This window comes from Stenotrophomonas sp. YJH_SMC_110 (assembly GCF_059369255.1).
In genome coordinates, this window is sequence record NZ_JCAFSM010000006.1 from 86,800 (window position 1) to 109,237 (window position 22,438).

The 22,438-nt window shown below is 66.8% G+C and carries 16 protein-coding genes; 6 read left to right on the forward strand and 10 right to left on the reverse strand.

From position 1 onward, the window contains the following. Positions 1-105: 105 nt before the first annotated feature. The 4 genes from AC5P6H_RS12685 to AC5P6H_RS12700 form a co-directional block, all read right to left on the reverse strand. Positions 106-1,476: a pyridoxal-phosphate dependent enzyme gene (locus tag AC5P6H_RS12685; RefSeq protein WP_014645842.1), complete on the reverse strand. Its 1,371-nt coding sequence runs from the start codon at positions 1,474-1,476 to the stop codon at positions 106-108. A gap of 301 nt (positions 1,477-1,777) precedes the next feature. Then, positions 1,778-2,014: an HP1242/YdcH family protein gene (locus AC5P6H_RS12690; protein ID WP_005407964.1), complete on the reverse strand. Its 237-nt coding sequence runs from the start codon at positions 2,012-2,014 to the stop codon at positions 1,778-1,780. Positions 2,015-2,338: 324 nt separating this feature from the next. Further along, positions 2,339-3,223, reverse strand: coding sequence for an OmpA family protein (locus AC5P6H_RS12695; protein ID WP_495202707.1), 885 nt, complete (start codon positions 3,221-3,223; stop codon positions 2,339-2,341). Continuing rightward, the gene (locus tag AC5P6H_RS12700; protein ID WP_005415160.1) at positions 3,220-3,585 is read right to left on the reverse strand and encodes a DUF4398 domain-containing protein; all 366 of its coding nucleotides are present in this window, start codon (positions 3,583-3,585) and stop codon (positions 3,220-3,222) included. Before AC5P6H_RS12700 ends, AC5P6H_RS12695 begins: the two co-directional genes overlap by 4 nt. A 121-nt stretch (positions 3,586-3,706) precedes the next feature. Between AC5P6H_RS12700 and AC5P6H_RS12705 the strand changes: the two genes are divergently transcribed. From AC5P6H_RS12705 to AC5P6H_RS12715, 3 genes are all read left to right on the forward strand, one after another. Continuing rightward, positions 3,707-4,834 carry a PilT/PilU family type 4a pilus ATPase gene (locus tag AC5P6H_RS12705; RefSeq protein WP_014645840.1) on the forward strand — a complete coding sequence of 376 codons (1,128 nt, stop codon included), beginning with the start codon at positions 3,707-3,709 and terminating at the stop codon, positions 4,832-4,834. Between the two features lie 131 nt (positions 4,835-4,965). Next, the gene (locus AC5P6H_RS12710; protein ID WP_495202708.1) at positions 4,966-6,249 is read left to right on the forward strand and encodes a putative DNA modification/repair radical SAM protein; all 1,284 of its coding nucleotides are present in this window, start codon (positions 4,966-4,968) and stop codon (positions 6,247-6,249) included. Beyond that, positions 6,230-7,690 (forward strand): UdgX family uracil-DNA binding protein, encoded by a 1,461-nt coding sequence (locus AC5P6H_RS12715; protein ID WP_495202709.1) that lies wholly within the window; start codon positions 6,230-6,232, stop codon positions 7,688-7,690. Before AC5P6H_RS12710 ends, AC5P6H_RS12715 begins: the two co-directional genes overlap by 20 nt. 44 nt (positions 7,691-7,734) lie before the next feature. Here the strand turns inward: AC5P6H_RS12715 and maiA are convergent, their stop codons facing one another. The 3 genes from maiA to AC5P6H_RS12730 all read right to left on the reverse strand — a co-directional run bounded on the left by maiA (position 7,735) and on the right by AC5P6H_RS12730 (position 10,647). Beyond that, the gene (maiA, locus tag AC5P6H_RS12720; RefSeq protein WP_032957926.1) at positions 7,735-8,403 is read right to left on the reverse strand and encodes a maleylacetoacetate isomerase; all 669 of its coding nucleotides are present in this window, start codon (positions 8,401-8,403) and stop codon (positions 7,735-7,737) included. A 14-nt stretch (positions 8,404-8,417) separates the two neighbouring features. After that, a complete protein-coding gene (locus tag AC5P6H_RS12725; RefSeq protein ID WP_495202710.1) occupies positions 8,418-9,407 on the reverse strand; it encodes a fumarylacetoacetate hydrolase family protein in 990 nt (329 codons plus the stop codon). Between the two features lie 325 nt (positions 9,408-9,732). Further along, complete coding sequence (locus AC5P6H_RS12730) at positions 9,733-10,647, reverse strand: IS110-like element ISStma6 family transposase (RefSeq protein WP_495202711.1); 915 nt, start codon at positions 10,645-10,647, stop codon at positions 9,733-9,735. Between the two features lie 869 nt (positions 10,648-11,516). Between AC5P6H_RS12730 and AC5P6H_RS12735 the strand changes: the two genes are divergently transcribed. Beyond that, positions 11,517-12,932 carry a DEAD/DEAH box helicase gene (locus AC5P6H_RS12735; protein ID WP_046428694.1) on the forward strand — a complete coding sequence of 472 codons (1,416 nt, stop codon included), beginning with the start codon at positions 11,517-11,519 and terminating at the stop codon, positions 12,930-12,932. Between the two features lie 561 nt (positions 12,933-13,493). On the opposite strand, the gene AC5P6H_RS12740 is transcribed toward AC5P6H_RS12735, so the two are convergent. Both AC5P6H_RS12740 and AC5P6H_RS12745 read right to left on the reverse strand, forming a co-directional pair. Then, positions 13,494-16,088, reverse strand: coding sequence for a M14 family zinc carboxypeptidase (locus AC5P6H_RS12740; protein WP_495202712.1), 2,595 nt, complete (start codon positions 16,086-16,088; stop codon positions 13,494-13,496). Positions 16,089-16,162: 74 nt separating this feature from the next. After that, positions 16,163-18,802: a TonB-dependent receptor gene (locus AC5P6H_RS12745; RefSeq protein WP_046428687.1), complete on the reverse strand. Its 2,640-nt coding sequence runs from the start codon at positions 18,800-18,802 to the stop codon at positions 16,163-16,165. A 192-nt stretch (positions 18,803-18,994) separates the two neighbouring features. Here AC5P6H_RS12745 and queD point away from each other — a divergent pair, with 192 nt between their 5' ends. Then, positions 18,995-19,357, forward strand: a complete 363-nt coding sequence (gene queD, locus AC5P6H_RS12750; RefSeq protein ID WP_014645831.1) for a 6-carboxytetrahydropterin synthase QueD — start codon at positions 18,995-18,997, stop codon at positions 19,355-19,357. Positions 19,358-19,474: 117 nt separating this feature from the next. Then, positions 19,475-19,822 (forward strand): phasin family protein, encoded by a 348-nt coding sequence (locus AC5P6H_RS12755; RefSeq protein ID WP_014035870.1) that lies wholly within the window; start codon positions 19,475-19,477, stop codon positions 19,820-19,822. 692 nt (positions 19,823-20,514) lie between these two features. On the opposite strand, the gene asnB is transcribed toward AC5P6H_RS12755, so the two are convergent. After that, complete coding sequence (asnB, locus tag AC5P6H_RS12760; RefSeq protein WP_495202713.1) at positions 20,515-22,416, reverse strand: asparagine synthase (glutamine-hydrolyzing); 1,902 nt, start codon at positions 22,414-22,416, stop codon at positions 20,515-20,517. Positions 22,417-22,438: the final 22 nt, after the last annotated feature.

The window sequence follows — 22,438 nt, forward strand, 5'->3', positions numbered from 1 at the left end:
GCCGATGACCGGCGCCGTCGAAGGAGCGGGAGTCTATCAGCGCGGCCTTAACGAGCTTTGACGCGGATAAACGGGATTCAGCAGCGATCTGCGGCGATAAACGCCTTACTGAACGCGCCGACGCAGGTAATTCAGCAGGTCGATGCGGGTGATCAGGCCGAGGAAGGCGTCGCCGTCCATCACGATCGCCACCTGGCCGCGGTCGAACACCGGCAGCAGGGCCTCGATCGGCGACTTCACGTCCAGCCGGTCCAGCTTGCTGACCATCGCGGTGGCCACGGTGTCGCGGAAGCGCGCCTCGTCGCCATAGACATGCAGCAGCACGTCGCTTTCGTCGACGATGCCGACCAGCTTCTCGCCGTCCATCACCGGCAGCTGCGAGACGTCGTACAGCTTCATGCGCTGGTAGGCGGTGGTCAGCAGGTCGTTCGGGCCGATCACCACGGTGTCGCGCTGGCCGTACGGGCGCAGGATCAGGTCGCGCAGGTCGCCGTGCTGCGGGCGCTGCAGGAAGCCGTTGTCCAGCATCCAGTAGTCGTTGTACATCTTCGACAGGTACTTGTTGCCGGTATCGCAGACCAGCACCAGCACCCTCTTCGGCGTGGTCTGCTCCTTGCAGTACTTCAGCGCCGCCGCCAGCAGGGTGCCGGTGGACGAACCGCCCAGGATGCCTTCCTTGCCCAGCAGCTCGCGCGCGGTGTGGAAGCTCTCGGCATCGCTGATCGCATAAGCCTTCTTGACGCGGCTGAAGTCGGAGATCGAGGGCAGGAAGTCCTCGCCGATACCTTCCACCAGCCAGCTGCCCGACTTGTCGTTGAGCACGCCGTCGTTGATGTATTCGGCCAGGATCGAGCCGACCGGATCGGCCAGCACCAGCTCGGTCTTCGGCGACAGCTTGGCGAACGCGCGCGACAGGCCGGTCATGGTGCCGGAGCTGCCGCAGCCGAACACGATGGCGTCGAGGTCACCGCCCATCTGCTCGAGGATTTCCGGGCCGGTGCCGAACTCATGCGCGGCCGGGTTGTCCGGGTTGCCGAACTGGTTGATGAAGTAGGCGCCCGGGGTCTGCTCGGCGATGGTCTTGGCCAGGTCCTGGTAGTACTCCGGATGGCCCTTGGCGACGTCTGAACGGGTCAGGCGCACTTCAGCGCCCATCGCCTTCAGGTTGAAGATTTTCTCGCGGCTCATCTTGTCGGGAACGACGAGGATCAGCTTGTAGCCCTTCTGCTGTGCCACCAGCGCCAGGCCCAGGCCGGTGTTGCCGGCGGTACCTTCAACCAGGGTCGCGCCCGGCTTCAGGTCACCACGCTGCTCCGCCGCCTCGATCATCGACAGGCCGATGCGATCCTTGATCGATCCGCCCGGGTTGGCGCTCTCCAGCTTCAGGTAGAGCTCGCAGACGCCGGTGTCCAGGCGCTGGGCCTTGACGATCGGGGTCTGGCCGATGAGTTCGAGGACGGAAGAATGGATGGGCATTCGGAGGACTTTCGATTCGCGCCACGCAGGGCCGGACCGATGATTATCCGACGGATGGCGCTGAATGTCAGGTCGGTGCAGGCATGCCGCCCGCCTGCCCCATGAAGGGATGCGGGCGGCCCCGGATCGACGAGGAGACCGGTACCGCCCGCATCGGTGAGTTGTGCCTGCTGGCCAAGGCACCACCGCCTGTGGTGCCTTGGCGCGGCCGCCTCATCGGCGGTGCCGCGATGCCGGGGCGCGGTCGCCCGGCGGGGCCATCGATGGCCGGGTCACGCCGTTCCGGGCGCGACGGGGTGCGTCAAAGCGTGGGGGACGTCGTTGGGAGCGGTGTTTCGTACATTCGCAGAAGGCGTTGCTTGGCCAGCAGCTTCTCACGCTTCATGCGACCCAGGGTGACATCATCGATCGGGAGTACACCCAACTCCGCGTCCATGCACTTCTTGTTCAATTTGCGGTGCTGGTCATGGAGTGCCCTGAACTCCGGATCACGCGCGCGACGGGCGTCGATCTCGCTCTGGGGCTGATCTTCAAACATGATGGACCTCCTTCGACAGATACACGAACGCCCCGGCCACAAGGCACGGGGCGTTGTTCATGGAGGAGCGCCGGCCGATGGCCACCTGGACGCCTGCAACGACCTGCGGCACTGGCCTGCGCACGTCGATCTGCTGCGGTTCGCGCCCTGCTTGCATCGGCCCGGCCCTCCCATCGTCCGGTCCGCGGCATTGCGTCCCGGACGATTGACCCTACGCCTGCTCAAGGCGGGGTACAAGACCCCTGCGTCAAAAAGACCGAACCCCGCCGGGGCGGGGTTCAGGCTGAATGCTCATTGCAACGAAAAACAAACAATATCAATGCATTACGGGGCGATGATGACCTCGGCCGAACGGGCCCGGGTGGAGGCTGCCTTCTTGCCGCTGACCTGGATCCGGTTGCTGGCGACACCAGCCGCGACCAGGGCGTCGCGCAGCGCTTCGGCCCGCTTCTGACCCACGCCGTTGGCATTGTCGTAGGCCTCGATGCGCAGGCGGCCCTTCTTGCCGATGTTCAGGTACTCGGCGAGCGCCTTGGCCTGGTTGCGGGCGCCGCCAGACAGGCTGGACGCACCTGCAGCGAACGCGTCGCCCCCGAAGGTGAAGACCTCACCGCGCGCATCGAACTTCGAACCCGGCAGCTTCTGGCCCGACACCAGCTCGGCCTCCTCGCGGGCCAGCTTGGCGGCGTTCCGCTGGGCAGCGCTGAGCCGCTGCTGCTGCTTGCCGGCCACGCTGGTCAGGGCGTTCTCGGCGTCCTGGCGGGCCAGGGTTTCGGCCTCGGCGGCCTGGCGCAGGCGTTCGGCCTCCTCGGCCTGCATCTGCGCCTGCATGCGCAGCTGCTCGGCTTCCTGACGGGCGCGGGCAGCGTCGCGGCGGCTGGCCTCGATCAGCAGGTCGCTGCGGGTGCGCTCCAGGCGGTCGACCTCGCGCGCGGCCATCGCGGTGCGTACGGCCGTCTCGGCAATCTCCACCCGGCGCTCGGCCAGGTAGGTGGCCAGCTCCTGGTCACGGCGCTTGGCCTTGTCCAGGGTCGCGATGGCCTGCTGGGCCTGCATGCGCTCGAAGGCGCCCAGCTCAGCGGTATCCGGGTTGGCCTGGATGGCCATCAGGCGCTGGCTCAGCTGCGCCACCATCGGGTTGTCGGCGGCCACGGCCAGGGTCGGCAGCGCCAGCAGCGCGGCCAGGGTTGCGGCGGTCATCGGCTTCACCGGCGGTCCTCCCCGGTCGACAGCTGGCGTTGCAGCTGGTTGACCTCGTTGCGGCGCAGCTGCAGCTGCGCGGTGACGGTGGCTTCCTCGCTGCGGACGCGTGCCAGGTCGGCATCGGCGGCGGCGCGCAGGGCCATCGCCGGGGCGTTCTTCCGTTCGCGGCGGTCGCCGGCGGCGCGCTGGGCCTGCTCCAGGCCCTGCCGGGCCAGACCGATCAGGTCCGGGGCGTACTGGTCGGCGTCGGCCTGGGTGGCCTTGTCGACCGCCTGCCGGGCCTGCGCCAGTTCCAGGGCGGCGTCCTGCGCCCAGGCGGGGGCAGACAGTGCGAATGCAAACGCCATCACATACAGGCCATGGCGCATTCGTGCGAAGCTAAGTCGTTTCATTGGGGAGGCCGTACCGGTTGTCGGTTCACGGCCATTGTCGTCAAGCCGACACCGTGCTGGCAACGGGCGTCGGCCGTTTCGTTGGGGAAAATTCGCAATGGATATCGGCTACTTCCTGAAGCTGATGACCGAAAAGAACGCTTCGGACATGTTTCTGACCACCGGGGCACCGGTCTACATCAAGATCGAGGGGAAGCTCTATCCGCTGGGCAACACCGGCCTGCCGCCGGGCATGGTCAAGAAAATCGCCTACTCGCTGATGGACGAAGGCCAGGTGCCGCAGTTCGAGCGCGAGCTGGAGCTCAACATGGCCATCGCCCTGCCCGATGCCGGGCGCTTCCGCGTCAACGTGTTCAAGCAGCGGGGCGAGGTCGGGATGGTCATCCGCGCCATCCGCAGCCGTATCCCGAGCATCGAGGAGCTGAACCTGCCGCAGGTGCTGAAGGACGTCATCATGACCCCGCGCGGGCTGGTGCTGGTGGTGGGGTCCACCGGTTCCGGCAAGTCCACCTCGCTGGCGTCGATGATCGACCACCGCAACAGCACCACGACCGGTCACATCCTCACCATCGAGGATCCGATCGAGTACCTGCACAAGCACAAGATGTCGATCGTCAACCAGCGCGAGGTCGGCCTGGACACCCACGCCTTCCACAACGCGCTGAAGAACGCGATGCGTGAAGCGCCGGACGTGATCCTGATCGGCGAAATCCTGGATGCGGAAACGATGGAGGCGGCGATCGCCTTCGCCGAGACCGGGCACCTGTGCCTGGCCACCCTGCACTCCAACAACGCCGACCAGACCATCGAGCGCATCCTCAACTTCTTCCCGGAAAGCGCGCACAAGAACGTGCTGATGAACCTGGCGCTGAACCTGCGTGCGGTGATCAGCCAGCGCCTGGTGAAGAACAAGGAGGGCCGTCGCCTGCCGGCCACCGAGGTGCTGATCAATACGCCGATGATCCGCGACCTGTTGCGTCGCGGCCAGGTGCACGAGATCAAGGCGGCGATGGAAGGCTCGCTGGAAGAAGGCATGGAGAGCTTCGACCAGTGCCTGTTCCGGCTGGCCAAGGCGGGCATCATCGAGCAGGAGGAAGCGCTGCGCGCGGCCGACTCGCGCGATGGCCTGGCCCTGAAGTTCCGTTTGTCCGAAGGCAGCAGCGGCGAGCACGACCCGTACGCCGATTTCTCGGCCGGCGCACCCAGCATCACCCACGGCTTCTGACCCCACGAAAAAGGGGACGGAGGGGATTAAGTCGTTTGTGCATTTGCGACTTAATCCCCTCCGTCCCCTTTTTTCTGAAGCGTTCATGGGCGGTCTCATCCAATGAGACCCCTCATCCGTAGGTTTCCTCAATGGAAACCATCCGCAAGCTGGCCATTCTGGCCGACGCCGCCAAATACGACGCGTCCTGCGCCTCCAGCGGCTCGGGCAAACGCGATTCGCGCGCCAGTGGCGGTATCGGCAGTACCGAGGGCATGGGCATCTGCCACAGCTACACGCCCGATGGCCGCTGCGTTTCATTGCTGAAGATCCTGCTGACCAACTTCTGCATTTACGACTGCGCCTATTGCGTGAACCGGGTCTCCAGCAACGTGGCCCGCGCGCGTTTCAGCGTGGACGAGGTGGTCACGCTCACCCTGGACTTCTACAAGCGCAACTACATCGAGGGCCTGTTCCTGTCCAGCGGCATCATCCGCAATGCGGACTACACCATGGAGCAGATGGTGGAAGTGGCCCGGCAGCTGCGCGAAGAACACCGCTACGCCGGCTACATCCACCTCAAGACCATTCCCGAGGCCTCGCCGGAACTGCTGGCCAGTGCCGGGCGCTATGCGGACCGCCTGTCCATCAACGTGGAACTGCCGACCGAAGCCGGCCTGAGCGCCTTGGCACCGGAGAAGACGGTGCACTCGATCCGTGGCGCGATGGGCGAACTGCGCTGGCGCATTGAGGAAGCCAAGGAGGCTCGCAAGTCCCCCGCAGCGGTGGCGCCGACGGCCAGTCGCAGTGCTCGCCCGCGCCCTCCCCGTTTCGCACCGGCCGGGCAGAGCACCCAGATGATCGTCGGCGCGGACGGGGCAAACGACCAGCAGATCCTGGCCAGCGCCGACAGTCTGTACGGCAACTACCGCATGCGCCGGGTCTACTACTCCGCGTTCAGCCCGATTCCGGACGCCAGCCGGCAGCTGCCACTGCAGCCGCCACCGCTGCAGCGCGAACATCGCCTTTACCAGGCAGACTGGCTGCTGCGCTTCTACGGTTACGGTGTGGAGGAGATTACCGATACCACCCAGGACGGCATGCTCGACCTGGATATCGACCCCAAGATGGCCTGGGCGATCCGCCATCCCGAGCGCTTTCCGGTCGATCTGAACCGGGCACCGAAGGAAATGCTGCTGCGCGTGCCCGGCCTTGGCGTGCGCAACGTCAAGCGCGTGCTGATGGCACGCCGCCACGGGCGGCTGCGCGTGGCCGACATCGCGCGCCTGAGGGCACCGATGAGCAAGCTGCTGCCGTTCGTGCTGCTGGCCGACCATCACCCGCGCAAAGCACTGGATGATCCGGCGGCGCTGCGCGCGCAGCTGGCCCCGCCGCCGCGCCAGGGTTCGCTTTTCGATGCCCCGTCTGCATCCTGACGCGCAGCGCTGGTCGCTGCGGGTGGATCCGCCGTGGTCGCTGCAGGCCTGGCGCGATGCTGCGCGCGAAGCGTTGCTGCGCGGCGTTGCCCCGCCGCAGCTGGACTGGCTGGAAGGGAGTGACACGTCGCTGCTGGATGCGCCGGCCGTGCAGCAGGCGCCGATGCTTGCCGTGGCCGGTGCACCCAACGTTCCACGTGACTTCCTGGAGCTGGCGGCCACCTGCCTGTGCCATCGGGATCCCCAGCGCCTGGCCTTGCTGTATCGCCTGCTGTGGCGCATCGCCCATGGCGAGCGATCAGTGCTGGGCAACCCCGCCGACGCCGATGTCCTGCGCGCGACAGCCCTCGCCCAGGCCGTCCGCCGTGACACGCACAAGATGAAGGCATTCGTGCGCTTCCGCGAGGTACCTGGCCAGCCCGATGCGTTCATCGCCTGGTTCGAGCCGCAACACCACATCGTCGACCGGGTCGCGCCGTTCTTCGCGCGCCGCTTCACCGGCATGCGCTGGGCGATCCTGACCCCTTCGCGCAGCGTCGCCTGGGATGGGCAGGCGCTTGCCTTCGGCCCCGGTGCACGGCGCGAAGATGCCCCGGCCGAGGATGCACGCGAGTCGCTGTGGCAGACCTACTACGCCAGCATCTTCAATCCGGCGCGGCTCAACACACGGATGATGATGCAGGAGATGCCGGCAAAGTACTGGCGCCACCTGCCTGAAGCACAGTTGCTGCCACGCCTGGTGCGCGACGCGGCCGACCGCGTGCAGGAAATGCATGACCGGCCGGCACAGGCACCGCAACGCAGGATTCCCCCGCGTGCGAACGCTGCGACGCCGGCAGCCGATGCCAGCAGCCTGGACAATCTGCGCGTACAGGCCAGTGCCTGCCGCCAGTGCCCGTTGTGGGAGCAGGCCACGCAGACCGTATTCGGGCAGGGGCCGGCAGGGGCCGAGGTGATGCTGGTCGGAGAACAACCCGGCGACACCGAGGATCTGCGCGGGCAGCCGTTCGCAGGACCCGCCGGCCAGGTGCTGGACCGCGCACTGGCGGAACTGGGAATCGATCGCGCCCAGCTGTACCTCACCAACGCGGTGAAGCACTTCCACCATGAGCGGCGCGGCAAGGTGCGGCTGCACAAGCGACCGGAAAGCCGCCACATCCAGGCCTGCCGCCCCTGGCTGATGGGTGAGATCGCGCGTGTGCGGCCCCGGGTGATCGTGTGCCTGGGCGCGACAGCCGCAGCCTCGGTATTCGGTCGTGGTTTCGACCTCGCACGCGACCGCGGACGCTGGCACACCCTCGAGGACGGCACGCGCGGCTACGCCACGGTGCACCCGGCATGGGTGTTGCGGCAGACCGACGATGCGCGCCGCGAGGAAGCCTACCGGGTGTTCCGCGATGACCTGGCCCGTTTGCGGCAGAAAGGGGACGGAGGGGATTAAGTCGTAAGTGCATATACGACTTAATCCCCTCCGTCCCCTTTTTTTCAGGCGGCGTCGGGCTGGTTTTCCGGGCGTGCGCGGTCGAAGGCATCCACTGCCTGGCAGGCCGCTTCGATGCGGCGCAGGGTCGGGTACGGTGCCAGGTCCAGGCCGAAGCGGTGGGCGTTGTACAGCTGCGGCAGCAGGCAGATATCGGCCAGGCCGGGACGGTCACCATGGCAGAAGGCGCCGGTGTCACGGCTGTTGACCAGCAGGGCTTCCATCGCCGCGAAGCCCTCGGCGATCCAGTGCAGGGTCCACTGCGTGCGCGCATCGGCCGGCACCTGCAGATCGCGCTCCAGGTACTGCATCACCCGCAGGTTGTTGATCGGGTGGATGTCGCAGGCCACCAGCTGGGCCAGCGCCCGCACCCGCGCGCGGCCGGCGGCGTCGGCCGGCAGCAGCGGTACCTGCGGAAAGCGCTCGTCCAGGTATTCGAGGATCGCCAGCGACTGGGTCAGCACATGCCCCTCATGCAGCAGGGTCGGCACCTGCTGCTGCGGGTTGAGCGCCCGATAGGCATCCCGGTGCTGCTCGCCACCGTCGCGCACCAGATGCACCGGCCGGGCCTCCCAGGCCAGGCCCTTCAGCTCCAGGCCGATGCGCACGCGGTAGGCGGCGCTGGATCGCCAGTAGGTGTACAGCACGATGCCGTCGTCGACCGGGATCTCCATGGCCGCCTCCATGCTCAGGGCCTGGCCGCCTGTTCGATGCGCTGCTCGATCGCACCGAAGACGCTGTTACCGGCGGCATCGAGCATCTCGATGCGGACCACGTCGCCGAACGACATGAACGGCGTGCTCGGCTTGCCGTCGCGCAGGGTTTCGACCACGCGCTGCTCGGCGAAGCACGACGCACCCTTGCTGGTGTCCTCGTTGGCGATGGTGCCCGAGCCGACGATGGTGCCGGCGACCAGCGGACGGGTCTTGGCCGCATGCGAAACCAGCTGGGCGAAATTGAACTGCATGTCCACGCCCGCTTCCGGCGCACCGAACCACTGGCCGTTGATGTGGGTCAGCAGCGGCAGGTGCACCTTGCTGTCCTGCCACGCGGCGCCCAGCTCGTCAGGGGTGACGAACACCGGCGACAGCGCCGAGCGCGGCTTGGACTGCAGGAAGCCGAAACCCTTGGCCAGCTCGCCCGGGATCAGGTTGCGCAGCGAGACATCGTTGACCAGGCCGACCAACTGGATATGACCGGCTGCCTGTTCCGGGGTCGCCGCCATCGGCACGTCGTCGGTGATCACCACGATCTCCGCTTCCAGGTCGATGCCGTAGTCCTCGCTGACCACCTTGACCGCATCGCGCGGGCCGTAGAAGCCTGCGCTGGTGGCCTGGTACATCAGCGGGTCGGTGTAGAAGCTCTCCGGCACCTCGGCGCCACGGGCACGGCGCACGCGCTCGACGTGCGGCAGGTAGGCGCTGCCATCGACGAACTCATAGGCGCGCGGCATCGGCGCGGCCAGTGCCTGCGGATCGAGGTCGAACACGCCATCGGCATCGCCGGCATTGAGCGATTCGTACAGGGCGTTCAGGCGCGGTGCGATGTGGCTCCAGTCCTCCAGGGCCTGCTGCAGGGTGGCGGCAATGCCGGTGGCGCGCACGCCGTGGCGCAGGTCACGCGAGACGACGATCAGGGTGCCGTCGCGGCCGCCTTCCTTCAAAGAACCAAGCTTCATGGGTGGGTGTCCGGAGTCGTGGGCAAACAAGTTTCAAGTGTAATAAAATCTGCGGCGGCGCCAAGCTGCAGCGCGGCATCGGCCCACCCTACCGTAGTGGGGGGTTCGGCAGGGCTTGCAGCCCTGCACCCGCTTCAAGCCAAGGCAACAGCCGACGCAACAGCAACAGCGGACATTCCGTGGGATGGCGAGGCACTGTGGGTTTGCGGGGACGCCGTAAACCCATCCATGGGGGCTTGGTCGCGGCATCCATGCCGCTCACACCCCGCAAACCCACAGTACCCCGCCTTCGACAGTAGGCCGGTGGCCAGTAGCAACTGTCTTGTCAGGGGCAGCCGAGGGCCACCTCGGCGTCCCGCTTACGGGCGTTGAGGATCACCAGCATTTTGCGCATGACCGCCACGAGCGCCACCTTGCTCGCTTTGCCCTTGGCCTTCAGGCCAGCGTAAAACGCGCGCAGTCTTGGCTCGTACCGGATGGCCGTCAGGGCCGCCATGTAAAGGGCTTCGCGTACCACCGCGCGCCCACCACTGATCCGCCGTTGGCCCTGCCAAGTGCCACTTTCGCGGTTCATCGGGGCCAGCCCCACCAGCGACGCTATGGCTTTGCTTCCCAAGCTGCCCAGTTCGGGCAACTCGCAGGCCAGTGTGCTGATCAGGATGGGGCCGACGCCTTTGAGCGCGCCGATGTTCTTCCAGCCAGGCTGTCCCTCAAGCTGCTCGGCAATAGCTTTGTCCAGTTGCTTCAGGTCGTCAGATAGCTGAGCTATATAGCGTTGCTTCATCGCAATCAGATCCGGATCAACCAATCGCCGCAAGCGCTGCATCTCACTGACCCGCATCTGCACCAGATGCCTGCGGCATTGCGCAAATTCAGCCAGACGCTGCTGCCAAGGGGCAGGCGGTACGTAGCGGGTCAGCGGTAACAAATGGGCCATCTGCGCCAGCACTGTCGCATCGAGCCGATCGGTCTTTGCGGCACGGCCCGTGCCTTGGGCAAATCGCCGTGCACGCGCCGGATTGATTCGCACCATCGGCAGGCCGGCGGCGTGCAATACATCCAGAGCAGCACGCTCGTAACCCCCGCTTGCCTCAAGAACGACCTGCTTGATCGGCCACGTCTTCAGCCACCGAATTAAGCGTACAAAGCCGCGCTTGTCGTTGCTGAATTGGCGAAACTGCTCTCCATGGACGGCCAAATCCAGCGTGGCTTTGCTCACATCAATCCCGATCCCAAACATGGCAGAACTCCGCTAGGCTGACAGGGTCGAGAGCTCTCCCCGCTTGCCCAGTCTTATCAGTTCGAGCGCCAACTCAACCAACTGTTCGGGCGGTTCAGGGAGAATCCGGCGTGGGGACCCAAGCTACTTCTCGGTCGCAAGACCTGGATCCACACGGTCGCCCACGCCGGGCTCTCGGCACCCAAGGTGCCAGATCGGCAAGAGATAAGATCCACGCCATGCGTGGATGAAATCTGTCAGATATCGAATGAAATTCCGGGGTCAGATCCGTTTTCCTGCGGAAAACGGATCTGACCCCATGCCATTCCGACAGATCGCAGGAAACTGTCGAAGGCGGGGTGGGTCCGGTGACAGGGGCGTGAGCCGCATGGATGCGGCGACCGAGCTTACATGGGTGAGGGCGCTTTGCTTGCGAAGCACCGCTTCGCAAGCGCCCGAACGCCCAGCCGCCAGCGGCTGGGCCGGGCCCCGGAGGGGTACTTGCAGCGCCCCCTGCCACCGGACCCACCCCGCCTACCCACAGGAACCGGCCTTTGACGTTGCTTCAGCCTCTGCGGGTGCAGGGCGCAGCCCTGCAGACACGCCCCTACCTGAACAGGCCTTTTTGCGCGAAGTCTCGAACATCGTTTAGACTTGCAGGGTCTGCAGCGGCCGTCCGTTTCCCTCCGGGATCGCCGGCGACCAGGGTCCGCCCTCTTCGCCCGCCCCCACTCCGACGCCGTTCGTCACGCATTCCAGCCTGCGCTTCGTGCCGGCTGCACCCAATTCTCGCAGCGCGGTTCACGGGAACGCTCCGAGTCAGCCGATCAGTTTGATCTGCCCCCGTCTGTCCGCTCGGACAGGCGTTTCTTGTACTTGGAGCAAACTCAATGTCTTTTGAATCGCTGGGCCTGGCGCCCTTCCTGCTGCGCGCGCTCGCCGAGCAGGGCTACGAAAACCCGACCCCGATCCAGCAGCAGGCGATCCCGCTGGCGCTGGCCGGTCGCGACCTGCTGGCCGGCGCACAGACCGGCACCGGCAAGACCGCCGCGTTCGGCCTGCCGCTGCTGCAGCACCTGGGCACCGCCTCGCAGGAGGTACGTGCCGGCCCGCGCAAGCCACGCGCGCTGATCCTGGCCCCGACCCGCGAGCTGGCCACCCAGGTGCATGACAGCCTGCGTGGCTACAGCAAGTACCTGCGCATCCCCAGCGCCTGCATCTACGGCGGCGTCGGCATGGGCAACCAGCTGGACATCCTGCGCCGTGGCGTGGACCTGCTGGTGGCCTGCCCGGGCCGCCTGATCGACCACCTTGAGCGTCGCAGCGTCGACCTGTCCGGCATTGAAGTGCTGATCCTGGACGAAGCCGACCGCATGCTCGACATGGGCTTCCTGCCGTCGATCAAGCGCATCCTGGCCAAGCTGCCGAAGCAGAACCGCCAGACCCTGCTGTTCTCGGCCACCTTCGAGGACAACATCCGCCAGCTGGCGCTGGAGTTCATGCGCAACCCGGAACAGATCCAGGTAACGCCGAAGAACACCGTGGCCGAAACCATCACCCACCGCGTGCATCCGGTCGACGCCGGCCGCAAGCGCGACCTGCTGCTGCACCTGCTGGCGCAGGACAGCCGCGAGCAGACCCTGGTGTTCGCCCGCACCAAGCATGGCAGCGACAAGCTGGCCACGTTCCTGGAAAAGTCGGGCATCAAGACCGCGGCGATCCACGGCAACAAGAGCCAGGGCCAGCGCCTGCGTGCGCTGGGTGACTTCAAGGCCGGCCGCGTGACCGTGCTGGTGGCCACCGACATCGCCGCGCGCGGCATCGACATCAACGAGCTGCCGAAGGTGATCAACTTCGACCTGCCGATGGTGGCCGAGGACTACGTGCACCGCATCGGCCGCACCGGCCGCAACGGCGCGACCGGCCAGGCGATTTCGCTGGTGGCGCAGGATGAAGTGAAGCTGCTGCGCGCGATCGTGCGCCTGCTGGGCCGCGACATGGACATCCGCGATGTGCCGGGCTTCGAGCTGCAGACGCCGATCCGCTGGGGCAACAGCGCACCGGGCAAGGCCGAGCACGATACCGGTGAGCGCGCACCGCGCAAGAGCCACGCACGCCGTCCGCACGGCGATGCGCCGCGCCATGCGCATGCCGGCCCGAAGAAGGCCGGTGGTGGCCGTCGCGAGGGCGGCGGCAACGGCCAGCAGCGTGCGGGCGCGGGTCAGGGCCAGCGCCGTGGCGGTGGCGGCAATGGTGGCGGCCGTGGTCGCGGCCAGGGTGGCAACGGCGGCGGTCGCGCCGGCTGATCCCAGCTGACATGGATGGCGCTTCCCGCTGCGCGGGGGGCTATCGAGGGACGGCGCTGACGCGCCGTCCTTTTTTTGTTGCTGGCTACCGGGTGATAAAGCACGCGGTGGCAGTACCGAGGGCGGATGGACATGGGGGCAGCGCAGAACACGCTGTAAATACGTCCATGTAAGCTCGATGGCGCCATCCATGGCGCCAACGGTTCTGCGCTGCCCCCATGCCCATCCGCTTCAAGCATTGCCTGCGCCTTCTTCTCCCGCCGGGTAGCCGGGAGAAGAAAGATCAAATTCAAGTTCAAATTCAAATTCAAAGGCAAAAGCCGAAGTCGCAATTCCTGGCTTTGCTTTTGCTTTTGCTTTTGCTTTTGTATTTGCCCTTGCTCCCGCCTTGGGGTCTGATGCGTCCGCGCCCGCAGGAAACTGTCATGGGAGGCAGGGGGCCTCAGCCAGGACCGTTGGCGCCAAGGATGGCGCCATCGAGCCCCCATGGATGGGTTTACGGCGTGTCCTGGCTGAGGCCCCCTGCCTCCCAAGCACAACAGAAACTCGGCGCCAAACACCTCAACCCCGCGCTTTCGCCGGATTTACCAGATTCCCGAAGAAGATCGCGTTGATCAGCAGCCGGTCCGTGCCATGCCAGTACTTGCGATGCGCCGGATCATCGGCGAACAGCACCACGTTACCCTGCCCCTGCGCCGACACCAGCAGCCACGCGCTGCCCGCCACCCGCGTGCGGTTGCGCTCGGACAAGTAACCGTTCACCCGCGGCGGCGTGTCGATGCGTACCACCGTCGAGAACGGGTTCGCACTCGGCTGCAGCGTCACCGTGTTTTCCTTGTTGATCGCCAGTTGCCGGCGCGGCACGCCGAACGCCAACGGATGGCTGGTATCCACGTCGGCACTGAGGATGTTGCCGCTGACCCGCTCGATCGCAGCGATGTCGCGCTGGTCGCCGAACGCACGGCGGCTCTCGTCGGCAGTCTCTTCTTCCTTACCGAGCTTCTCGCCGTCGGCCAGCTTCTGTTCGATCGCCCACTTCGAGGCGCTGCCGTAGGTCACCAGTGAACCTCCGGCCTGCACCCAGCGCTTCAGTGCGGCCACCGCCGTGGCATCGATGCCGGTGTAGGTGCCGCCGGACAGCACGATCGTGGTGTAGCGGTCCAGCGGCACCTTGCCCAGCTGCTGCGGGTCCAGCTTGCTGGCAGGCAGGTGCAGCTGCTGGTCGAGCAGGAACCACGCCGAACCGATCTCGGTGGCGGCCACGCCCTCGCCCATCACCAGCGCGACCGTGGGCTTGCGCAGCGCCTTGACGCCGTCACTGCCGAGGTCGATGCCTTCGCGGCTGCGGCCGCTGGGCAATGCGTGCACCTGCACACCCGCCTCGCGCGCGGCCGACGTCACTGCCTCAAGCAGCGCTGCGCCCTGCAGCGATTGCCCGGCCACCGGAATCACCAGGCTGCCGGCGGCGAAGCTGACCTCGCCCTGCGCGGTCGCGGTGGTGAACGGCTGGAATGCCGCACGTGCGCTCACGCCCTTGCCCTGCAGTGCAGCCAGCGCGCGCCCGGCGTTGTAGTCGCGCCAGTCGATCGCGTAGGCAAATCCGGCCTGGCTGCCCAGCACCGCGCCCTGCGCCGCCGGCAGCGCGGTCACGCGTGCACCGCCTTCGATACGGCTGCGGCTACCGGCGAAGGCCACGCCGTAGGCCGGTGCGATTGCATAGCTGGTGCTGCCGTAGAACACATCACCCTTGATCGGCGGCGTCTCGGCAAAGATCGAATGCACCAGGCGGAACTGCGCCTGTTGGACCGGCACAACGTAGGCGCTGCCGGCATCGAAGCGCTGGCCATCGACAGTGACGGCACGATCCAGCGCGCGCACCTCGACGCGATGCAGCAGCAACAGTTCCAGCAGGCGACGGGTCAGGGCTGGGTCATGCGCATCACCGAACACGAAGCTCTTCACCGGCTGCTGTGCGGCCTGCTTCAGCGCGCTCTGGAAGAACTGCTTCTGCAGGTCGAACAGGCCGCTGCGCTCGGTCACTGCGCCACGCACCGTGCCCAGCCCGGTGGCGACCTGGTTGCGGATGGTGAACGGGAACGTCAGCAGGCCATTCACCGATTCCTGCACGCGGCCGCGCGAGCTGGCCTGTTCGACGGTCACGCCGACGGCACCATGGAAGTCCGGGTAGGTCGAGCCGTATACCGGCGAGAAGTTGTCGAAGTTCTCGCCGGTGTAGTACAGCGAGCCCAGCGCATCCAGCGCCTGCGCGTGGTACCTGGCCAGGGTCTTGTTGAATTCGTACGACGCCGCGGGAATCAGCGGACTGTGCATGCTCTTCGGCGAGGGCTCGAAGTAGTAGGTGCTGTCCTTGCCCATTTCGTGGAAGTCGATCTGCACGTTCGGGTACCACTGGTGGAACACCTCCACCTTCGGCCGCGAGTCCTGCTGGGTCAGGGCCAGCCAGTCGCGGTTGAGATCGGTGAAGTAGTGGTTGGTGCGCCCTTGCGGGAACGGTTCGACGTGCTCCTTGTCGGCCGGGTCGGCCGAGGCCGGATCGGAGGCCCACGCGTTGTGCCAGTTGGCGGCACGATCGCGACCGTCCGGATTCTGCGCCGGGTCGAACAGCACCACCGCCTGCTGCAGCCACTGCTGGGTTTCGGCGCTGCGGTTGGCCACCAGGTAGTAAGCCGTCAGCATCGCCGCCTCGGCACTGGAGGTCTCGTTGCCATGCACGCTGTATCCCAGCCACACCACCACCGGGCTGTCGCCCGCCGCACTGCGCGGCTGCGCCGGATCGGCCAGCGTCGCGTGCTGCTGGCGGATCTGTTCCAACCGCGCGTGGTTGCCTGCGGCAGTGACAGTGGCGATCAACAGCGGGCGGCCCTCATTGCTGCGGCCGATCTCGCGCACGCTGATCCTGTCCGAGCGCCGGGCCAGTTCCTGGAAGTACGCCACCAGCTGGTCGTGCCGGGTGTAACGGCTGCCGATCGGATAGCCGAGGAACTGCTCCGGCGTGGGCACGGCGGTATCGAACGCCGCTGCATCGGCAGCCTGCGGAAAGAAGTAGGTGCTCTGTGCCTGTACCGGCTGCGGCTGGAACAGTGCGGTGGCGGCGGCAAGCAACAACGGAAGAACGGCACGACGATGCAAGGACACAGTGACTCCCCTGGAACACAACGGCAGGCGGTCGCGCGACCGGTCCCCTGGGGAGACCGGTCGCAGCGGGTGGATCAGAAGCGGTAGTCGAAGCCCAGCGTGAAGTAGCGGCCGCGCAGGTCGTACTGGCTGAAGTCGTACGGCGCGCGGATGCCCGGGAACGAGGCATCGTACGGCGGCGTCTTGTCGGCCAGGTTCTGCACCTTGGCGTACACCGTCAGCTTGTCGATGCCGGTGTAGGCCAGGTACAGGTCGTACTGGCTGTAGCTGCCGACGCGCTGCTGCACGGCCTTGGCGGCGGTGCTGGCCTCCTGGCGGTAGCTGCTGGTGTAGTACCAGGTCACCGCGGCGTTGAAGTCGCCGTATTTCCAGTCCAGGGTGGTGGTGGCCTTGTCCTTGGGCAGGGTCGCGCCGAGGTTGCTGCCGGCGTAGTCGACCAGCGGGCCGCCGACCACGGTCGGGCGACGGTAGTCGCGCACGTGGGTGTAGGCGGAGGACACGGTGAAGTCGCCGAGCGCAGCGGTCGGGATGCGCTGGCGCAGCTCGACGTCGATGCCTGATGTCTTCAGCTCGCTCAGGTTCTGGTAGCGGTTGTAGACGGCCTGCAGCTTGCCGCGCTCGTCGCGCTGCACGGCGCCGGCCACGTTGTCGTTGACCAGGGTCTGGGTGTTGTTGGTGCCGACCAGGTTGTCCAGCTGGATGCGGTAGTAGTCCACGCTCAGGTTGGTGTTGGCCCATGGCGACAGCACCACGCCGAAGTTCACGCTCTTGGTGCGCTCGGGCTTCAGTGCGTTGTTGCCAACGGTGAAGAAGGTCGGATTCTGGCGCGAGCCCGGCACGTCCGGATCACGCGGGTCGGCCACGCTGCCGTAGGCGATGCTGGTGCTGTTGGAGTTCTCCGACAGCGACGGTGCACGGAAGCCCTTCGACGCCGAGGCACGCACCAGCAGGAAATCGAGCGGCTGCCAGCGCAGGCCGATCTTCGGTGAGAACGCATCGCCGAAATCATCGTAGTGATCGGCACGCGCGGCGGCGGACAGTTCCAGGGTCGAGGCCAGCGGCACGTTCACTTCGGCGTAGGCGGCACTGACCTGGCGCTGGCCATGTACTTCGGCGATGGCCGGGCGCACCTGCAGGCCGGCATCGATCTGCCACGGGTTGTTGGAATCGAGCTTCTCGCGGCGCCACTCGGCACCGGCGGCGAAGCCGATCTCGCCGGCCCAGGTGTGGCCCAGGCTGCCGGAAATCTTCGCGTCGACGCCCTGCAGCTTGGACTCGGCCGGGCGCAGCGTGGCGATGTTGATCGAATCACGTACCGACTGCGGCGTGGCCGCCGGATTCAGCAGGTTGTAGCTGCCGGTGGCCAGCGCATCGGCCAGCGCCCAGCGATTGGCGAAGCCGCCGGACACGCTCTCACGCTCGCTGCTGCGTGCGCCGAATGCAGCCACTTCCCAGTCCCAGTTCGCAGTGGTGCCACGCAAGCCGAACACGCCGCGATAGGCGGTGGAACGGTTGGTCTTGATCGTGCCGCCGAGGTCGAAGAAGGTGTATTCGATCGGGATCGCACGGCCGTACGGGTTGTACGGATTGTTGGCCGGCAGCAGCGACGACACCGGTTCGGCCAGGCCACTGTTGGCGTTCAATGCGAAGCGGCCGCTCTCCAGGGTGAAGAACGGGCTGCTGCCGAACCACGCGGCACTCTTGATCTGGCTGTACAGCACTTCGCCGAAGGCTTCGACGTTGTCGTTCAGGCGGAAGGTACCGTTGGCATAGGCCTGGTAGCGCTTGGTCGAGGGGATCAGCGTGGTGAACGGGGCCTGGTTGAAGCCGCAGGTGTCGCCGGCCAGGCCGTCGATCGGCGCGCTGGCGACGCGGGTGGTACCGACCGGGCAGTTGCCGTTGGCGTCGAGCATCGGCACCGACACGCCGTTGACCAGGTAGCGCGCGCCCTTGGCCGACCAGCCGTTCCAGCGGCCACCGGGCTTGTCGGTGTAGATGCCGCTCCTGGTCAGGTTGCGTTCGTCCTGGTCCAGACGTTCGCGGTTGTAACCCTGCAGGCTGAAGAGGATGTTGTAGCCATCGGTGTCGAGATCACCAAGGCCGCCGACGAACTTCAGGTTCTGCTCGTGCAGGCCGCCCTGGTCGGCACCGCCGAAGCTGCCGCCGATCTCGGCGCCTTCGAAGTTCTGCCGGGTGATGATGTTGACCACGCCGGCCACGGCGTCGGAACCGTACACCGCCGAGGCGCCGTCCTTGAGCACTTCGATGCGCTCGACCGCGACCAGCGGCAGCGCGTTGAGATCAACGAACGTATCGGACAGGCCACCGGCCGGGAAGCCGTAGTTGGCCAGGCGGCGGCCGTTGAGCAGCACCAGCGTGTTCTTCTGCGACAGGCCGCGCAGGCCGATGCCGGCCGAGCCGGAGGCCCAACCGTTGTTGGTGGTTTCGTTGCTGGCGTTGCCGGTGTTGGCCGAGATCGAACGCAGCACATCTGCCACGGTGGCCTTGCCGGTCTGTTCCAGCTGCTGGCGGCCGATCACCTGCACCGGGTTGGAGGCCTCGGTATCGGTGCGCTTGATGTTGGAACCGGTGACACGCACGGCGGCCAGGGTGCTGGCTTCGCCACTGGCGTCGGCGGAGGTTTCGGCGGCGGCAGACAAAGGCGCGGCCAGAGCGACGGCCAGGGCCGCCACGAGCAGGGTGTGCTTGGGCATGACGATGTGGGGGAGGTGGTAAGGGCGATGAAGTTCCGCAGTAGTCCATGCCTGGCCCGGGTCCGGCCAATAACATCTCTTCATACGGATATAAGAGAAACTATCATCTCTTCATCCGGATGGAAAGAGTTACTTCACGAGAGCCCGGCATCCGCTCAGGATGGCCGGCCACCTGCGGCGTACAATTGCGCCATGGAAATCTTCAAAGTCTTCATGCTTGAGGCGGCGCACCGCCTCCCCAACGTACCGCCGGGGCACAAGTGCGCGCGCCTGCACGGCCACTCGTTCCGGGTGGAACTGAAGGTCGAGGGCGAGCCGGGTGCGCAGACCGGCTGGATCATGGATTTCGGTGACGTGAAGGCGGCCTTCCAGCCGATCTACGATCGCCTGGACCATCACTACCTCAACGACATCCCCGGCCTGGAGAACCCGACCAGCGAGAACTTGGCGGTGTGGATCTGGAACGAGCTCAAGCCCGGCCTGCCGGCGCTGAGCGAGATCACCGTGCACGAAACCTGCACGTCGGGGTGCCGTTACCGCGGCCCCACTGCCTGATCAACCCATTGATCTGAAAGGTGTTTCAAAGGCGCCTTGGGCGCCTTTGTTATTTTTGTTGCATTGCCGCATCAAGGGCGTATGCTGCAATGCATCAAGCCACTCCCTGACGCCCCCATGGCCGCCGCCTTCAGCGATCGCTTCAGTGATGCCACCCGCCAGCTCGCCGCTGCGGCAACGCGCGCGAACCGGTTGGCGTTGGAGAACGCGGAAAGCATGTTCGGCGTGCAGCTGAAGGTGATGGAGCGCAACCTGACTGCGACCGGCGGCTGGCTGGGTGAACTGGCCCGCGGCGAGGATGCGGCCGGGACGCTCTCCAAGGGCGCGCAGCTGTGGCAGGACAACCTGCAGCGGCTGGGCCAGGCCCAGCAGGACGTGGTCGGTCTCGGCCTGCAGGCCAGCAAGGCTTGGTCCGAGCTGGTGCAGGGCTACAACGAATCAACGGCGGACGCGAACAACCACTGACGCGACGCAACACTCATTGCGTGGGTCCCTCCCCCCACGCAATCCGGACCCGGCAGATCCCTCCCTCTGCCGGGTCTTTTTTTGCCTGTCGTTTGGATACCGAACCGCGTCTTCGTGCGACGTCTCTGCAGGCTGAAGGGCCCCGCCGGGGCGGGCAGGGGTCTGGGCAAATGTCCCCCGGCGCCGGCCGTTGGCCGTCACCTCCTCCTTTACTTTGCCCAGACCCCTGCCCGCCCCGACGAGGCTCGGCGTGCGGTGAGGAGAGCGCAGCACGCGCGGCCACCTTTCAAGGAAGCGCCGACAAACTCCGAACGCAGGGCGGAGGCCCTTGCGTACGAAGTAAAGGAGGAGGTGACGGCCAACGGCCGGCGCCGGGGGACATTCGTACGCAAGGGTCTCCGCCCTGCGCCGCGCAGAATGCATCCGCCACACGCATGTCTTCGTCCTGATCCGCCGCGAACCGATGGGCCCTGCCCGTCCCGACGAGGCTCGGCTTCCGGCGAGGAGATCACAGCGCTCGCGGCCGCCTTTCAAGGAGGCGCCGGCGAACTCCGAACGCCGGGCGGAGGCCCTTGCGTACGAAGTAAAGGGGGAGGTGACGGCCAACGGCCGGCGCCGGAGGACATTCGTACGCAAGGGCATCCGCCCTGCGCCGCGCAGATTGAACCCGCCGCACGCGATGCAGGAACGGCTCAGCGCCCGCGACCACCGTGCCAGTGCTGGTGCCACGCCTGGAACATCAGCACGTTCCACAGGTGCGTGTGCCACTTGCGCTCGCCCCGCAGGAACGCCTCCCAGACACCACGCACGCGCGCCACATCGAAGCAGCCCTGATTGCGCAGCAGCTGCGGATCCAGCAGCGCCTCCGCCCAGTCGCGCAACGGACCGGCCAGCCAGCGCGCCATCGGCGGGCCGAAGCCGCGCTTGGGGCGATACACCAGCGGATCCGGCAGGTAGCGCGCCAGCAGGTGCTTGAGGATCAGCTTGTGCTCGCCATCGTGGTACTTCAGGTGCTGCGGCAGCCGCCAGGCCAGGCGCACCACCTCCATGTCCAGCAGCGGCGCACGGGTTTCAACGCCCGCCGCCATGCCCGCACGATCAACCTTGGCCAGGATGCCCTCGGCCAGGTCCATGCGGAAATCCAGCAGCTGGATGCGCGCCTCGGCCGGCAGCGCCGTGTCCTGCTGCTGGAAGATCGTCACCGGCTCACGCGCACCCAGCACCACCTGCGCCGGCTGCCGCCAGCGGGTCACGCGCTGCAGGTAGTGACCTTCCACATCATTGGCAGCCACCTCGGCCACCAGGGCGCGCCAACCACCGAGGCGGCCGCGCTCGACGTTCATGCGGTTGCCGCTGCGCCGCGCCAGGTCGCGTACCCAGTCCGGCAGGCCACCACACAGGCGCGCATTGCGCAGCGCGCGGCCATAGCTGGGATGCCCGAAGAACAGTTCATCGCCACCGTCACCGGTCAGTGCCACCGGCTTGCGCGCCCCCAGCAGTTCACTGGCCAGCAGCGTCGGCAGCTGCGAGGCGTCGGCGAAGGGCTCGCACCAGACCTGCGGCAGGCGCTGCAGCAGGTCCAGGCCCTGGCGCGCGTCCATGCGATGCAGGTGGTGTTGCACGCCCAGATGGCGCGCGACCTGCGACGCCCAGTCGCTCTCGTCATGCCCCGGATCGTCGAAGCCGACCGTCCACGCTTCGATCGGCAGGGTCGATTGTGCCTGCATCATCGCCGTCACCAGCGAGGAGTCGGTACCGCCGGACAGGAACGCGCCGCACGCCAGGGGCGAGTGCATGCGTGAGGCGATGGCCTTCTGCAGTACCGCTTCAAGCTGGTCGGTGGCCTGTTCCAGGCTCGGCGCCGGCTGCAGCGGCTCCCGCAGTGCACTCTGCATCGCGTCGCGTGCGCACCAGTAACGCGCGCCGCCCTGCGCGGCCTGGCTGGAGCAACCCGCGGCATGGTCGCTGAGATCGATACGCAGCATCGCGCCCGCCACCAGTTTGTGGATGCCACGGTAGATGGTGTGCGGCGCCGGCACATAGTCGTGGCGCAGCAGCAGGCTCAGGGCATCCTGGTCGATGCTCGGCGCGAAGCCGGCGAAGGCCTGCAGCGCCTTCAACTCCGAGGCGAACAGGAACTGGCCCTGGTACCAGCCGTAATACAGCGGCCGCTCGCCCACCGGATCACGGGCCAGCCACAGCACGCGCGACTCCCGGTCCCAGACGCTGAAACCGAAGGCGCCTTCGATGCGCGACAGCGCCCGCTGCACGCCCCATTCGACGATCGCCTGCAGCAGCAGCCGCGCATCGCTGCAACTGCGGGGCAGATCGCGCAGCTGCGCCTGCAGGTCGCCGCGGTTGTACAGGCGGCCGTCCAGGCACAGCACGTAGCGACCGCAGTCCGAGCTCAGCGGCTGCAACGGCGTATCGGTCGGCGCCCGGCAATGGCCCAGCGCGAGGCCGGCCTCGGCGTCGGTCCAGTAGCCGATGCGGCCACGCCCACGCTGCTGCAGCGCGCGCAGCATCGGCGCCAGCTGCTGCAGCAGCTGCTCATCCTCGGCGGGCGGCAGCCAGGCCCCGACCACGCCGCTCATCGGAAGCCTCCGCACTGGCAGC

Excerpts from the sequence above, each read along its gene's own strand:
- AC5P6H_RS12690 (WP_005407964.1), bottom strand. The coding sequence starts at position 2,014 with ATGTTTGAAGATCAGCCCCAGAGCGAGATCGACGCCCGTCGCGCGCGT.
- queD (WP_014645831.1), top strand. The coding sequence starts at position 18,995 with ATGGAAATCTTCAAAGTCTTCATGCTTGAGGCGGCGCACCGCCTCCCC.
- asnB (WP_495202713.1), bottom strand. The coding sequence starts at position 22,416 with ATGAGCGGCGTGGTCGGGGCCTGGCTGCCGCCCGCCGAGGATGAGCAG.
- AC5P6H_RS12710 (WP_495202708.1), top strand. The coding sequence starts at position 4,966 with ATGGAAACCATCCGCAAGCTGGCCATTCTGGCCGACGCCGCCAAATAC.
- AC5P6H_RS12725 (WP_495202710.1), bottom strand. The coding sequence starts at position 9,407 with ATGAAGCTTGGTTCTTTGAAGGAAGGCGGCCGCGACGGCACCCTGATC.
- AC5P6H_RS12730 (WP_495202711.1), bottom strand. The coding sequence starts at position 10,647 with ATGTTTGGGATCGGGATTGATGTGAGCAAAGCCACGCTGGATTTGGCC.
- AC5P6H_RS12700 (WP_005415160.1), bottom strand. The coding sequence starts at position 3,585 with ATGCGCCATGGCCTGTATGTGATGGCGTTTGCATTCGCACTGTCTGCC.
- AC5P6H_RS12705 (WP_014645840.1), top strand. The coding sequence starts at position 3,707 with ATGGATATCGGCTACTTCCTGAAGCTGATGACCGAAAAGAACGCTTCG.
- AC5P6H_RS12745 (WP_046428687.1), bottom strand. The coding sequence starts at position 18,802 with ATGCCCAAGCACACCCTGCTCGTGGCGGCCCTGGCCGTCGCTCTGGCC.
- maiA (WP_032957926.1), bottom strand. The coding sequence starts at position 8,403 with ATGGAGATCCCGGTCGACGACGGCATCGTGCTGTACACCTACTGGCGA.
- AC5P6H_RS12685 (WP_014645842.1), bottom strand. The coding sequence starts at position 1,476 with ATGCCCATCCATTCTTCCGTCCTCGAACTCATCGGCCAGACCCCGATC.
- AC5P6H_RS12735 (WP_046428694.1), top strand. The coding sequence starts at position 11,517 with ATGTCTTTTGAATCGCTGGGCCTGGCGCCCTTCCTGCTGCGCGCGCTC.
- AC5P6H_RS12715 (WP_495202709.1), top strand. The coding sequence starts at position 6,230 with ATGCCCCGTCTGCATCCTGACGCGCAGCGCTGGTCGCTGCGGGTGGAT.
- AC5P6H_RS12755 (WP_014035870.1), top strand. The coding sequence starts at position 19,475 with ATGGCCGCCGCCTTCAGCGATCGCTTCAGTGATGCCACCCGCCAGCTC.